A 14,408-nucleotide genomic window follows, 5' to 3' on the forward strand; every position below is an offset into this window, starting at 1 on the left:
GATGGAGCAGTTTGCTCGGAGTCCGGGGCTTTTTCCCCGGTGCGCGGGGCTTTTTGTCCGGCCAATGGAGCAATTTGCTCGGAACGCGGGGCTATCTGCCCGCAGGACGTCCCCGGCTCAGGGGCTAAGCACCGTGCTGTGGCCCAGCCCGCGGGTCTTGCGTACCTGGATCTGCACCGGGATGCGTTCCTTGACCGCATCGACATGGCTGATCACGCCGATCAGCTTGCCCTGGGCGTTGAGGCTGTCCAGCGCGTCCAGGGCGACATCCAGCGAGTCCGGGTCGAGGCTGCCGAAGCCTTCGTCGAGGAAGAACGAGTCGATGCGGGTCTTGTGGCTGACCAGATCCGACAGCCCCAGCGCCAGCGCCAGACTGACCAGGAAACTCTCGCCGCCGGACAGGGTGCGGGTGTCGCGCCGGACGTCGGCCTGCCAGGTGTCGAGCACGCTCAAGGCCAGCCCGGCACCGGCGCGGGCCAGCAGGTAGCGGCCGCCATCAAGACGTTGCAGGTGCTGGTTGGCCAGCCGCACCAGCTGGTCCAGGGTCAGGCCCTGGGCGAAGGTGCGGAACTTGTCGCCCTGCGCCGAACCGATCAGGCCGTTGAGGTGCTGCCATTGTTCCAGCCGCGCGCCGGCCTCGGCGATCTGCGCGTGCAGCGCCTGCAGGCCAGTGCGCTGGGTCTGATCCAGTTCCAGCCGGGTACGCAGCTGGGTGGCCTGGTCGCGTGCCTGCGCCACCGCGGCCTCGTTTTCCTGCACTTGCTGTTCCAGCTGTTCGACACTGGCATCGCTGCGCGGGCTGGCCTGCAGCTCCTGCTCGCGTTCGCGCAGCTGCGCCGCACGGCTGCGGGCATCGGCCAGCGACTGCGCCAGCGCATCCTGCTGGGCCTGCAGCTGTTGACGCTGTTCGGGCGGCAGCCGCGCGGCCAGCAGCGCCCCGGCGTCGGCGAAGCCGTGTTCGTGCAGCGCCGCCTCGAGCCGGGTTTCGGCCTGGCGCAGGTCCTGCGTGCGGCTCTCCAGCAGCACCTCGGCCGCATGCGCTTCGGCGGCGGCACGCTGCAACTGCTGCCGCACCTGTTCCAGTCCGGCAATGGCGTGGCGCAGCGCGGCGGCGGGATCGGCCACCGCCGCCAGCGCCGGCTCGGCGGGATGGCCGCTGTCGTCCCAGCGCTGCTGCCAGTGACTACCCTGCTCGCTCGCCTGCCCGACATCGCTGCGCCGCTGCACCAGCAACTGCTGCAGCTGCTGCAGCTCCGTTTCACGCTGGCGCCATTGCGCCCATTCCTGTTCGCGCTGCTGCAGCCATGCGCCGCTATCGGCCGGCACCTCGCCTTCGGGCAGGCCGGCCGACAACTGCTCGCGCAGACGTGCGCTTTCGTCGACGGCCGCAGCGTGGCGATCACTCAGCTCCTGCTCGCGGCCGGCGGCAAGCGCCAATGCGTCGCGCAGCCCCTGCAGCCGGGTGTCATGCCGGTCCAGCGCCAGCTGCTGTTCGGTGCAGTGTTGCTGCGCAGCCTGCAGCGCGTTTCCCAGCTGTTCGAGCCGGTTCACCTGTTCGCTGAGCTGCGTGCCCGCTGCACGGGTGGCATCCAGTTCGGCCTGCAGCGATGCCTGTTCGTCGCCTTCGCCCAGCACCAGCTGCAGCTGCAGCTGCGCACAACGCGTCGCCCACTCGTTGCCGAGCGCAGCGTACTGCCCGTTCAAGACTTCCAGTTGCTTGCCGGTCCGAGCCAGTTCCGATTGCCGCGCAGCCAGCTGCAGCTCGCTGCGTTGCTGCTGTTCGTAGGCCTGCTGGTAGTGCTGTTCGGCGGCACTGGCGGCGGCCTGCGCCGCGCTGGGGTCCAGCTGCCGGTACTGCTCGATGGCCGGGTGTTCGGTGGCACCACACAGCGGGCAGGCCTGCCCGTCTTCCAGCGCGGCGCGATGACCGGCCAGATCCATGATCTGCCGTTCCAGCGCGGCGATGCGCTGGCGGTCGTCCCAGGTTGCCTTGGCGACGGCCAGCGCGGCCTGCGCCGCTGACAGCTGCTGTTCGTCATCGACCCGTGCGGCCTGCAGCTCCTGCAGCTGTGCCTGCTCGGCGCTGATCTGCGCACGCAGCGTCTGCCGTTGCTCGGCCAGCGGCGAAAGATCACGCAATGCCCCATAGCGTTCACGCAGCTGGTCGCGCGAGGCGCGCAGCGCCTCCAGACCGGTGCCGGCGCTGGCAGCGCTGAACTGTGCGGCCTGCGTGTCCCGCTGTGCAATGGCCTGCGCCACTGCCACCGCCAGCCCTGCCTGCTCGGCGTCGCCGGCCTGCAGCTGGGCCTGCGCCTGTACGTGCTTGCCGGCCGCATCGGTCAACGCCTGTTGCGCCTGCACCTGCTGCTGGCTGGCGGCCTGCAACTGGGTAAACCCCGCGCGCCAGCCCGGCAACTTGTCGCCGAGCTGCGCGTGCGCGGCAACACCGGTCTGGATCGCCTGCAGCTGCTCCAGCCGCTGCTCATCGCGCTGCAACGCAGCACGGCTGGCCTGTGCGTTTTGCCGCGCCAGCTGCAGGCACTGCCACAGGGCATTGCGCTCCAGCTCGCGGTGTTCAACGTGCCGCTGCTGCGCGTGCTCGCGGCCAGCGCCGGCCTCGACCAGCGCCTGTACCGCCTGCTGCCAATGACTGTAAGCCGGCCATCCCGCTTCGGCCGGCTGCGCGCGTTGCAGGCGCTCGCGCGCCGGCGCGGCATCCTCCAGCGCCTGCTGCGCGGCGTGCGTGTCCGCGTCGGCCGCGTGCAACTGCGCCTGCACCCGGTCCAGCTCCTGCCGCCAGGCCAGCGCTTCGCGGCTGTGCTGCTGCGCGGCCAGCAGCGGCGGCAGCTGCGCAGCCAGCTGCTCGGCCTGTTCCTGCAGCGCCGTGCGTTCGGGCTCAGGCAGCAGCTGCACGCCGCCGGCACGGGCCTGCAACTGCTCGACCTCGCGTTTGCGCTGCTCGGTCTGCTGGTACACGCGCTGGGAGATGTCGCTGTAGATATCGGTACCGGTGAGCTGTTCCAGCAGTTCGGCGCGGTCCTTGTCGGAGCTGTTGAGGAAGTCGGCGAACTGGCCCTGGGCCAGCAGCACCGAGCGGGTGAAACGGTCGAAATCCAGCCCGGTGCGGGCCTCGGTTTCCTCCAGCTTCTCCTTGATCGAGGTGGTGATGATGCTGCCGTCGGCCAGCGCCAGTTCCACCTGCGGCGCCTGCAGGCGCCCATCCACCTTGTCGCGCGCGCGCCGCTGCGCCCAGAACGCGCGGTAGCGCTGGCCACGGCTCTCGAACTCCACCTCGGCCAGGCAGTCGGCGGTGTGTTCGGTCATCAGCGGGTTGTGTGCGGCCGAGATGGTGGCCATGCGCGGGGTGCGATGGAACAGCGCTAGGCAGATGGCATCCAGCAGCGTGGTCTTGCCGGCACCGGTGGAGCCGGTGATGGCAAACAGGCCATCGGCAAAGGCCGGCGCGGTGAAATCGATATGGGTTTCGCCCTTGAGCGAATTGAGGTTCTTCAGCCGCAGCGAGAGGATCTTCATGCCGGCTCCCCGCCTTCAATCGCAGCCAGCACCTGCTCAAAACAGCTGTGCAGCTCGGCCACCCGCGCTTCCGGCAGTTCTTCCTCCTGCGCCAGCCGCTGCGCGAACACCTCGCGCGGTTGCAGCTCGTCCAGGTGCTGGCCGTCGGCGGCCTCGATCACCGCGCCGACGCTGCTGCGCTTGCGGCGGATGCGCAGCACCTCCAGCGGCAGCGCCTCGACCAGCGCGGCGATGCGGCCTTGCAGGTCCGGCAAGTAGTCATCGATCTCAACGGTGACCTCGACCCAGCCCAGCGCGCCGGACGGCACACGCCCAGCCACGTCGGCCAGCTGCTGCGGCAGGCTGGCCAGGGTGCCGGCCACCCGCGCCAGCACCTGGAAACATGGCACCGGCAGCGGTGTCACCGACTGCAGCTGTTCGCCCTCCAGCTCGACCAGCAACACCTGCTTGGCCTGCCCGACCTCGTCGAAGCTCAGCGGAATCGGCGAGCCGCTGTAGCGGATGTGCTCGAGCCCGCCGACCTTCTGCGGCTGGTGGATGTGGCCCAGCGCGATATAGGCCGCTGGCGGAAACGCGCTGGTCGGAAACGCGTTGAGCGAGCCGACATAGATCTCGCGTACCGAATCGCTGGTGCTGGCACCGACCGTGGTCAGGTGACCGGTAGCCACGATCGGCAATGGCGCGGCTTCGGCCTCGCGCAGGGCGACGGCGGCGGCGTGGATGCACGCGTAATGCGCGGCGATGCCGTCCATCATCGTGCCACGCTTGTCATCGGCGCTCTGCCCGGCCTCGCTGCGTGCCACATCGCGGGCGCGGATGAAGGGCACCGCGCACAGGATCATGCCCGGTGCGCCGTCGCGGCCGGGAATGCGGTAGACGTGCTGTTGCGGCTCGGCCATCAGCGTGGGCACCACCAGCGTATCCAGCCGCGCCAGCAGATCGCGCGATTCGGAAAGCATTGCCGGCGAATCGTGGTTGCCACCCAGCACCACCAGCCGCGCACCGGTATCGCGCAGGGCGACGATGAACTGGTTGTACTGCTCGCGCGCGTAGCTGGGCGGGGTGCCGGTATCGAACACGTCGCCTGCCACCAGCACCGCATCCACCCGGTGCGCCTGTACCTGCCCGACCAGCCAGTCCAGAAACGCCGCATGTTCGGCTTCGCGCGACTGGCCGAGGAAGTTCTGGCCCAGGTGGAGATCGGAGGTGTGCAGCAGGCGCATGTGAAGCGGTTCCCGGAAAGACGTGGATGGCGGAGGCGCATCCGCTGTGGCGAAGAGCGGCAAGTGTGCACCGCCGGCGATCCTGCGGCCATGTCAGCACGAGTGCGTCTCAGCGGCTGCGAAGGCGTCGGCCGTTGTGCCGGGCTGCGGTTCACCCATCCAGCGCGGTTTTGCGGCACGCTTTGCCCGGCACATGATGACGAGGATGGACGATGAAGAAGTGGCTGCTGGCGGCAACCCTGATCCTGCTGATACTGGGCGGCTATGTCGCCGCCGGGCCGTACCTGGCCATCCACGGCATCGCCAAGGCACTCGAACACAACGACAGCGCCCGGCTTTCGCGCTATGTGGATTTCCCCTCGGTCCGGATCAACCTCAAGGCGCAACTGGGCGACTACATGGTCCGCCGCGCCGGCCCGGAGGTGCAGAGCAGCCTGTTTGGCGCGGTGGCAGTGGGCATTGCCGGAAATCTGGCCGGTGCCGGGGTCGATACGCTGGTGACGCCGGCCGGCATCGGCGCGCTGCTGCAGGGGCGCAACGTGTGGAAGCGGGCCATCGGCGATACCGCCAGCGGCGACACCTATGCCGCACCCGCGCCGGCCAGGCCGTTGCAGGGCGCCCGCCACCGCTACGAATCGTGGTCGCGTTTCACCGCCACCACCTATACCGCTGACGGCACGCCGATGGTGTTCGTGTTTTCCCGCAGCGGGCTGCGCTGGCAGCTGACCGACATCGTGCTGCCGCTGCGGCCGACGCCGGGATGAACCCGGCGCCGGCCTGACTCAGGCGATCTTGCGGACGTCTTCGACTTCGCGGTCGGCCAGGAATGCTTCCAGCGTATCGTTCATCGCCTCCATCCACGGCGTGTGGTGGGGCGGCGCCAGGGTGCCGGTCAGCACCGAGCGGTAGCTGTGGTTGCGGTAGCCGAGGATGTCGGCCTGCTTGTCGTGCTTCCATTCCTTGAACAACGCCGCAACCGCCTCGACGTTGAAGTCCGGGTAGTCGGTGGCATCGAGCAGGTCGCGCACGTAGGTGGTCTGGAAGTCGATGTCCTCCTCCACCGAGGTGGTGGCTTCTTCGCGCGCCACCCATGCCTCGCTGTCGGCGCGCATCGTGGTGGTGTCCGGCAGGGTCACCCGGCCAAGGATCTCATCGCGCACATACCAGGCCTGCGCGTCGAACATGTTGAAGGTGTAGTACTGGTCCTGCATGCCGAGGTAGACCAGCTTGGGGTTGTCGATCCAGAACACGCCCTTGTACAGGTCGCCCGGATACAGCCGGTTGCGCGTGCGCAGGGTCAGCTCGTCGCACAGGAACGGGAAATGGTGCTGGTAGCCGGTACACAGCACGATCGCATCGACCTTGCGCGAGCTGCCATCGGCAAAGTGCGCGATGTCGTCTTCCAGCCGCAGCAACAGCGGCCGTTCGTCGAAGGTCGCCGGCCAGTCATAGCCCATCGGCGCGCTGCGGTAGCTGAAGGTGACCGACTTGGCGCCGTACTTGTAGCACTGCGTGCCAATGTCTTCCGCCGAATAGCTGCTGCCTACCAGCAGCAGATCCTTGCCGGTGAATTCACAGGCATCGCGGAAGTCATGGGCATGCAGTACCCGCCCCGGAAAACGCTCGAGACCTTCGAAAAATGGCGCATTGGGCGTGGAGAAATGCCCGGTGGCCACAATCACGCGGTCGAACTGCTCGGTGACCAGTTCGTCCTTCTTCAGGTCGCGCACGGTGACGGTGAAGCGACCGGTTTGCGCGGAGTACTCCACCCACTGCACGGCCATGTTGAAGCGGATCTGGTCGCGCACGCCGCTCTTCTCGATACGGCCCATGATGTAGTCGCGCAGCACCGCACGCGGTGGATACGAGGCGATCGGCCGCCCGAAGTGTTCCTCGAAGCTGTAGTCGGCGAACTCCAGCGCCTCCTTCGGTCCGTTCGACCACAGGTAGCGGTACATGCTGCCGTGCACCGGTTCTCCGTAGGCATCCAGCCCGGTCCGCCATGTGTAGTTCCACATCCCGCCAAGATCGGACTGCTTTTCATAGCAGACGATCTCGGGCACCTCGGCCCCTGCCCGCCGGGCCGATTCAAAAGCACGGAGTTGAGCCAGCCCACTGGGGCCGGCGCCAAGGATGGCGATACGCATGGTCATTCGGATTGTTTCTCCTGTGTTGCGACCGCATCGAAACCGGTGCGGTACTGCGCAAGGGCGCGGTACGCGCCACTCGGAGAGACAAGGGTCGAACTCCGGATGGCACACGGGCACCCGGCCGCCGCCGTAAGCAGTGCGATCACAGGGGGTAAAGGCAGTCGAAAACGCTACCGGCCGTGGAATCAGGCCCCGCCCCTCTATCCAACCGGGTGGGTGCTCCGCAAGTGGAACCTGCCGCAGTTCTGCAGGTTGTGCGCGACGCGGTGTCGCAGGAAGACTCGCAAGAGCGCGGCCATCCTAACATGGCCCTGGCGATGGCCGGCAACTGTCACACGTCACGCGGGCCGCCGTAAAACACTCCAGATCAATCGGGATTGGCCACGCCATGGGGCACATGGCCCGCGGCGACATGCTGCCGCGCACTGTCGATGTTGTGTTGCGAATCATCGAAGAAAATATCGGCGCCGAACGCTTCCAGGAAGGGGCCTTTATGGCGCCCGCCCAGAAACAGGGCCTCATCCAGTCGCACGCCCCACTCGCGCAGGGTGCGGATCACCCGCTCGTGGGCCGGGGCCGAACGGGCGGTCACCAGCGCGGTGCGGATCGGCGCGTTCTCGCCGGCCGGAAACGCCGCCTGCAGTTCGTGCAAGGCCGAAAGGAAATTACGGAACGGGCCGCCACTGAGCGGTTCATGCGCCATTTCGCGCTCGTGGCGGCCGAACGCCGCCACGCCCTGTTCGCGCGAGATGCGCTCGCTTTCATCGCCGAAAATCACCGCATCGCCATCGAAGGCGATCCGCAGCTGCGCCGGGCAACGATCGCTGTCCACCGGCTCCTGGGCGGCGGCCATCGTTTCGCCGGGCGCCTTGGGCAGGATTGTTGCCGCGGCGATGCCATGCACCAGCGCCCGCCGCACCGATTCGGGATTGGCCGACAGGAACAGATCGGTGCCGAACGGCTTGACGTAGGGCCAGGTCGGCTCGCCGGCGGTGAACGTGGCACGCACGATATCCAGATCGTAATGCTGGATCGAATTGAAGATGCGCAGTCCGGTATCGGCAGAATTGCGCGACAGCAGGATCACCTCCACCCGCGGCACTTCCGTCGGCGCGCCGGCATTCAACGACAGCAGCTTGCGCACCACCGGAAACGCGACGCCGGGCTTGAGCACATCGTCCTCGTGTTCGCGCTGGTAGGCGGCATACGCCTCCACGCCTTCCCTTTCGAACAGGGCATGGCCTTCTTCGAGGTCGAACAGGGCGCGCGAGGTCACGGCCACGGTGAGGAGTCTTGGTGAGTTGTCGCCCATATGCTGCATATCCGGATCGGGGAAAGCGTTGCCGGCGCACACCGGCGTTTGACCATCGCGGCCGCGACCGCGGCCCATCCTCAGAACATGAACTGTTCGCTGAGGATGCGTTCTTCCAGGTTGTGTTCCGGGTCGAACAGCAACGTGACCCTGCGCTGGCGCGACTCGCGGATCCTCACTTCCACCACATCGCGGGTTTCATGCGAATCGGCAGTGACGCTGACCGGGCGCTTGTACGGGTCCAGCACCCGGAAGCGCACCTCGGTGTCGGACTTCAGGATCGCCCCGCGCCAGCGTCGCGGCCGGTAGGGCGCCAGCGGCGTGAGCGCGATGGTATGTGAGCCCAGCGGCAACACCGGACCATGCGCGGAATAGTTGTAGGCGGTGCTGCCGGCCGGCGTGGATACCAGCACGCCATCGCAGATCAGCTCGGCCACCCGCTCCTGGCCATTGAGGTCGATGCCGATGTGCGCGGCCTGCCGGGTCTGCCGCAACATCGACACGTCGTTGTAGGCCAGCGAGCCGGTGGTGGTGCCCGATTCGGTCTGGGCGATCATCTCCAGCGGATGCAGGTGCGCCGGTTCGGCCAACGCCAGGCGCTCGACCAGATCATCGTCGTGGTGCTGGTTCATCAGGAAGCCGACCGTCCCCAGTTTCATGCCGAATACCGGCTTGCCCATGCTGCCGTGCCGATGCAGGGTCTGCAGCATGAAGCCGTCGCCGCCCAGCGGGCACAGCACGTCGGCCTGGTCGGGTGCGTAATCGCCGTAGCGCGCGACCATAAGCGCAAGCGCGGCCTGGGCCGGCGCGGTATTGCTGGCGAGAAAGGCGATACGGGGGGACACGGTCATCATCGGCTCCAACTCGGGTGACGAGCATACCCTGCGGCCGAAAAGACGACAGCCCCGTCATGAACGGGGCTGTCGCTGCGATCACTGAAACCGCGGCCCGGCGGTTGCCAGGCCGCAACAACGGAATCAGGCCCCGTGCGCGGCCAGTTGGCCCAGACGCTGCACCGCCACCGATACCGTGGGGTAGTCGAGCGTCTTCTGCTCGCCCAACTCCTGCAGCATCGCCAGGGTGAAGCGCAGGCTGCTGTCATCGCGCTTCATCCAGGCCGCAACCTTGGCCTCGGCGCCGCTGGCCTTCATCGGCAGCACCTGCGCGGTGAGGTTGCGCTGGTGGGCGGCCAGCTCGTCGCGCAGTACGCCACGGGCCACCGCATGCCAGCGGCCGTTGACTTCCAGCGCGTCGATCTGCTCGAACAGCCATGGCATCTGCAACGCCTCCCCCAGCCGGAAGTGGACCTTGGAGACATCCACCGGCTTCAGCTTGCGGGTACGCGCCAGCTCGATGATGTCGAACGCCGGTTCCAGGAACTGCAGCTCAGACAGCTGCTGTGCCAGGGCCGCCGGCAACCCCTTGTCCTTCCATTCCTGCACGCTGGCTTCGTACGCGGGACGCTGCGAATCAGGCAGCACACCGGACGCAACGCGGATGTCGTTGAATGCGGACTGGTAGCGTTCCACCGCCGCGGTAATGCCGGGCATCGGGCCCGGACGCGACAGCAGCCAGCGCACGAACGAGCGCTGCAGCTTCCAGATGACCTCCAGTGCATCCACCTGCACCGACTCCGGCAAGGTGCCGTCCAGCGCATCGATCTGCGCCCACAGCGCCCGTGCATCCAGCGTCTCGCGGCTGATGGTGTAGGCCTTGGCGACCTCGCCGATGCTGCGGCCGGTGTCTTCCTGCATGCGCATCAGGAAGGTGGCGCCCATCCGGTTGATGGTCTGGTTGGTCACGGCCGAAGCGATGATCTCGCGCTTGAGGCGGTGGCGCTCCATGGCATCGGCGTACTTCTTCTGCAGCGGCAGCGGGAAATAACGCAGCAGCTCCTTGGACAGGTACGGGTCTTCCGGGATGTCGGTGGCCAGCAGCTGCTGGAACGCGACGATCTTGGAGTACGACAGCAACACCGCCAGTTCCGGACGGGTCAGGCCCTGGCCGCGGGCCTTGCGCGCCGACAGCTCGGCATCGGACGGCAGGAATTCGATCTGCCGGTCCAGCAGGCCCTGCTGCTCGAGCGTGCGGATGAAGTGCTGCTTGGAGCCCAGGCGTTTGGTGCTCATCCGCTCCATCAGGCTGATGGCCTGGTTCTGGCGGTAATTGTCCATCAGCACCAGACCGGCCACCTCGTCGGTCATCGAGGCCAGCAGCTTGTTGCGCTGCTCGACGGTCAACTTCCTGGCCCGCACCACATCGTTGAGCAGGATCTTGATGTTGACTTCGTGATCGGAGGTGTCGACACCGGCCGAGTTGTCGATGAAATCGGTGTTGAGCAGCACCCCGGCCTGCGCGGCTTCGATCCGGCCCAGCTGGGTCATACCCAGATTCCCGCCCTCGCCCACGATCCGGCACCGCAGTTCGCCCCCGTTGACGCGCAGCGCGTTGTTGGCGCGGTCGCCGACATCGGCGTGGGTCTCGGCCGAGGACTTGATGTAGGTGCCGATGCCGCCGTTCCACAACAGGTCGACCGGCGCACGCAACGCGGCGCTGATCAGTTCGGTCGGGGTCATGGTCTTGATGCCCGGATCGATCCCCAGCACCTCACGCACCTGCGGGGTGATCTCGATCGACTTGAGCGAACGCGGGTACACGCCGCCGCCCTTGCTGATCAGCCTGGTGTCGTAATCGGCCCAGCTCGAACGCGGCACCTTGAACATGCGCGCGCGCTCCTTGAACGTCGAGGCCGCGTCCGGGTGCGGGTCGAGGAAGATGTGGCGATGGTCGAACGCGCACACCAGGCGGATGTGCTCAGACAGCAACATGCCGTTGCCGAACACGTCACCGGACATATCGCCGATGCCGACCACGGTGAAGTCCTGCTTCTGGCAGTTCTGGCCCAGGGCGCGGAAGTGGCGCTTGACCGACTCCCACGCACCGCGCGCGGTGATGCCCATGCCCTTGTGGTCGTAACCGACCGAACCACCGGAAGCGAAGGCGTCGTCCAGCCAGAACCCGTGGGCGCGGGCGATGCCGTTGGCGGTATCGGAGAAGGTCGCGGTGCCCTTGTCGGCAGCGACCACCAGATACGGGTCGTCCTGGTCGTGGCGGACCACCCCCAGCGGCGGCACGATCCTGTCGTTGACGATGTTGTCAGTGATGTCGAGCAGGCCGTTGATGAAGCGCTTGTAGCAGGCCACGCCCTCGGCAAACCACGCGTCACGGTCCACGGCCGGATCGGGCAGCTGCTTGGCGAAGAAACCGCCCTTGGACCCGACCGGCACGATCACGGTGTTCTTCACCATCTGCGCCTTGACCAGGCCCAGCACTTCAGTGCGGAAGTCCTCGCGACGGTCGGACCAGCGCAGGCCACCACGGGCTACCGGGCCGAAACGCAGATGGGTGCCTTCCACGCGCGGGCCACAGACGAAGATCTCGCGGTACGGACGCGGCTTGGGCAGGTCCGGCACCTTGGCGGCGTCGAACTTGAAGCTGATGTAGTCGGCCGGGCCACCATCGGCGCGCAGGCCATCGGTGCGCGGCATGTAATAGCTGGTACGCAGGGTCGCCCCGATCACGCCGATGAAGCTGCGCAGGATGCGGTCCTCATCCAGGCTGGAGACACCATCGAGCAGCTTGTACATCGCCTCGCGGACAACAGCCATGCGCGCATCACGGCTGCTCTTGCGCGCCTTGACCACGCCGTCGAGCAACTTGAGCGTTGCCGCGTCGTCACCGGCCAGCAGCTTGAACTGGGCCAGCTGGGCATCCATCGCCGTGCTGTCGGTGGCCGGGCTCGGCTCGAAGCGGGCTTCGAACAGTTCCACGATCAGGCGTGCCAACAGCGGATAGCGGGTGAAGGTGCCTTCCACATATACCTGCGAGAACGGCACGCCGATCTGCAGCAGGTACTTGCAGTAACCGCGCAGCATCGACAGCTGCCGCCAGTCCAGCCCGGCCGCCAGCACCAGCCGGTTGAAGCCGTCGTTTTCGGCCTCGCCACGCCACACCCGGGCGAAGGTTTCACTGAAGACGGCATCGACCCGCGCCGCATCGATCTCACCCGAGGCGGACTCCACCTCGAAGTCCTGGATGTAGGTCGCGGCGTTGTCCACCATCAGCCGGTATGGACGCTCGGCCAATACGCGCAGGCCCATGTTCTCCATGAGCGGCAGTGCGTCGGAGAGCGAAATGTCCTTGAGCTGGCGATACAGCTTCAGGCGCAGCCCGTCGCCGCCTTCTCGCGGCAGCGACTGCAGGCTCAGGCGCAGGTCGTCCGGACCGGTCAGCGCCGCCAGCTGGCTGACGTCATTGGCCGCGATCGCCGCATTGGATTCTTCGATGTAGCCGGCCGGCAAGGCGCGGCCGAAGCGGGCGGCGATTTCCAGCCCCGCGCTTTCGCCATGGCGCGCCACCAGCGCCTCACGCAGGTCGTCCTGCCAGTTGCGCAACAGGTGGGCCAGGCGCGATTCCAGCTCGCTGGTGTCGAAATCGAGACTGCCCCCGACCTTGGGGCGCACGATCATGTGCACCTGGGCCAGCGGCGAATCGCCCAGCACCACGCTGCTGTCGATGTATTCGCCCTGCAGCGCGTCTTTCAGCATCGCCTCGATGCGCAGCCGCAGATCGGTGTTGAAGCGTTCGCGCGGCAGGTACACCAGCGCGGAGATGAAACGGCCGAACTTGTCGCGACGCAGGAACAGACGGCTGCGCACGCGTTCCTGCAGGCCGAGGATGCCCATCGCGGTGCGGTACAGCTCTTCCTTGTTGGACTGGAACAGCTCTTCGCGCGGCAGGGTTTCCAGAATGTGACGCAGCGCCTTGCCGCTGTGGCTGCTGGCCGCAAGACCGGAGGTGCGCATCACGTAGTCGTAGCGCTCGCGCACCAGCGGAATTTCCCACGGGCGGCGGTTGTAGGCGCTGGAGGTGAACAGGCCGAGGAAACGCTGCTCACCGATGATGCGGCCCTTGGCGTCGAATTCCAGCACGCCGATGTAGTCCATGTACCCCGCCCGGTGGACCTGCGAACGGGCATTGGTCTTGGTCAGGATCAGCGCATCGCCCAGGCCTGTGGTGGTGTTCAGGCCCTGCGCGGCCAGCGTGTTGACCGGACGCGGCGGCGACTGGTCGCGCACGCGCATCAGGCCCAGGCCGGTCTCGCCCTGTGGCGACAGCACATCTTCCTTGCCCTGCTTGACGACCTTGTATTCGCGGTAGCCGAAGAAGGTGAAGTGGTCATCGGCGGCCCAGCGCAGGAACTCCTGCGCCTCGCGGCGGGCGGTGTCATCCACCGGCAGGCGGCGCTTGCCCAGGTCTTCGGACAGCGCCAGCATCTTCTCGCGCATCGGCGTCCAGTCCTTGACGATGCCCCGGACGTTGTCGAGCGCCTTGCGGATCGCCGCTTCCACCTGCGCCATGCCCTCGGCAGACTGGCGATCGATCTCCAGCAGCATCAACGATTCGGCATTTCCCGTGCCCACGGCGGTGAGTTTGCCGGCCTTGTTGCGGGTCACCTGCAGCACCGGATGGCCCAGCACATGCACGCCGATGCCGCGATCGGCCAAGGCCATGCCCAGCGTGTCCACCAGGAACGGCATGTCGTCATTGACGACTTGGATCACCGTGTGCAGCGACTCCCATCCATCGCTCTTGGTGGTCGGGTTGAATACCCGCACATTGGCTTGGCCAGCCTTGCGCACCCGGGCGAACTCGAGCATGTCAGCGGCAACCGCCGCCCACTCCGCCGCCGAATGGTGCGGGAACTCGTCCGCTTCCATCCGCCTGTAGAAATCTCCAGCAAAGGTCACCGCTTCGGCCTGTGCGGCCGCCGGGTAGCGCTTGCGCAACGCTGCAAACACCGGGTCGAGAGAGAAGCCTGCAGCAGAAACCACCTGCTTGTCGGCCGACTTTGAATTGCTTTTTGCGGGTTTGGCAGCGCTTTTTTGCAGTTTCATGGGAGAGCTACGGCGAGGCTCGGCTGGGGAAAAACCGATTGTATCCCCCGCAACTCAAAGAACCTTGCTGCAGGACGGCAATGCCTTCGACAACAACCAGCGTTCAATGCGCCGCTATCCATTGCGCTTTATCCGGCCATATGTACAACGCCACGGCCCACTCCAGCAGATGGGCACGGGGGCAATTGCCGATCACAACCGACCCTTTGGATTGCTGTATTAATCCTGTACC

At 66.7% G+C, this 14,408-nt stretch carries 7 protein-coding genes; 1 reads left to right on the top strand and 6 read right to left on the bottom strand.

Annotated features, from left to right (window positions below):
- Positions 1–117: 117 nt before the first annotated feature.
- Complete coding sequence (locus QZH66_RS05145; RefSeq protein ID WP_305804889.1) at positions 118–3,534, bottom strand: AAA family ATPase; 3,417 nt, start codon at positions 3,532–3,534, stop codon at positions 118–120.
- On the bottom strand, positions 3,531–4,757 hold the full coding sequence (gene sbcD / locus QZH66_RS05150; RefSeq protein WP_305804890.1) for an exonuclease subunit SbcD: 1,227 nt from the start codon (positions 4,755–4,757) through the stop codon (positions 3,531–3,533). The genes QZH66_RS05145 and sbcD overlap by 4 nt, the downstream gene beginning before the upstream one ends.
- 212 nt (positions 4,758–4,969) lie before the next feature.
- Here sbcD and QZH66_RS05155 point away from each other — a divergent pair, with 212 nt between their 5' ends.
- The gene (locus QZH66_RS05155; RefSeq protein ID WP_305804891.1) at positions 4,970–5,521 is read left to right on the top strand and encodes a DUF2939 domain-containing protein; all 552 of its coding nucleotides are present in this window, start codon (positions 4,970–4,972) and stop codon (positions 5,519–5,521) included.
- A gap of 18 nt (positions 5,522–5,539) precedes the next feature.
- On the opposite strand, the gene QZH66_RS05160 is transcribed toward QZH66_RS05155, so the two are convergent.
- The 4 genes from QZH66_RS05160 to QZH66_RS05175 form a co-directional block, all read right to left on the bottom strand.
- Positions 5,540–6,910 carry an NAD(P)/FAD-dependent oxidoreductase gene (locus QZH66_RS05160; RefSeq protein ID WP_305804892.1) on the bottom strand — a complete coding sequence of 457 codons (1,371 nt, stop codon included), beginning with the start codon at positions 6,908–6,910 and terminating at the stop codon, positions 5,540–5,542.
- Between the two features lie 364 nt (positions 6,911–7,274).
- Entirely contained in the window at positions 7,275–8,219 is a 945-nt protein-coding gene (locus QZH66_RS05165; protein WP_305804893.1) for a 5'-nucleotidase, read from the bottom strand.
- A gap of 80 nt (positions 8,220–8,299) precedes the next feature.
- Complete coding sequence (locus QZH66_RS05170; RefSeq protein ID WP_305804894.1) at positions 8,300–9,070, bottom strand: NAD kinase; 771 nt, start codon at positions 9,068–9,070, stop codon at positions 8,300–8,302.
- Between the two features lie 126 nt (positions 9,071–9,196).
- Complete coding sequence (locus QZH66_RS05175; RefSeq protein ID WP_305804895.1) at positions 9,197–14,176, bottom strand: NAD-glutamate dehydrogenase domain-containing protein; 4,980 nt, start codon at positions 14,174–14,176, stop codon at positions 9,197–9,199.
- Between the last annotated feature and the right edge of the window lie 232 nt (positions 14,177–14,408).

It is taken from the genome of Stenotrophomonas sp. YIM B06876 (assembly GCF_030711595.1).
Lineage (GTDB): Bacteria > Pseudomonadota > Gammaproteobacteria > Xanthomonadales > Xanthomonadaceae > Stenotrophomonas.

Excerpts from the sequence above, each read along its gene's own strand:
- QZH66_RS05165 (WP_305804893.1), bottom strand. The coding sequence starts at position 8,219 with ATGGGCGACAACTCACCAAGACTCCTCACCGTGGCCGTGACCTCGCGC.
- QZH66_RS05160 (WP_305804892.1), bottom strand. The coding sequence starts at position 6,910 with ATGACCATGCGTATCGCCATCCTTGGCGCCGGCCCCAGTGGGCTGGCT.
- QZH66_RS05155 (WP_305804891.1), top strand. The coding sequence starts at position 4,970 with ATGAAGAAGTGGCTGCTGGCGGCAACCCTGATCCTGCTGATACTGGGC.
- QZH66_RS05170 (WP_305804894.1), bottom strand. The coding sequence starts at position 9,070 with ATGACCGTGTCCCCCCGTATCGCCTTTCTCGCCAGCAATACCGCGCCG.
- sbcD (WP_305804890.1), bottom strand. The coding sequence starts at position 4,757 with ATGCGCCTGCTGCACACCTCCGATCTCCACCTGGGCCAGAACTTCCTC.
- QZH66_RS05175 (WP_305804895.1), bottom strand. The coding sequence starts at position 14,176 with ATGAAACTGCAAAAAAGCGCTGCCAAACCCGCAAAAAGCAATTCAAAG.
- QZH66_RS05145 (WP_305804889.1), bottom strand. The coding sequence starts at position 3,534 with ATGAAGATCCTCTCGCTGCGGCTGAAGAACCTCAATTCGCTCAAGGGC.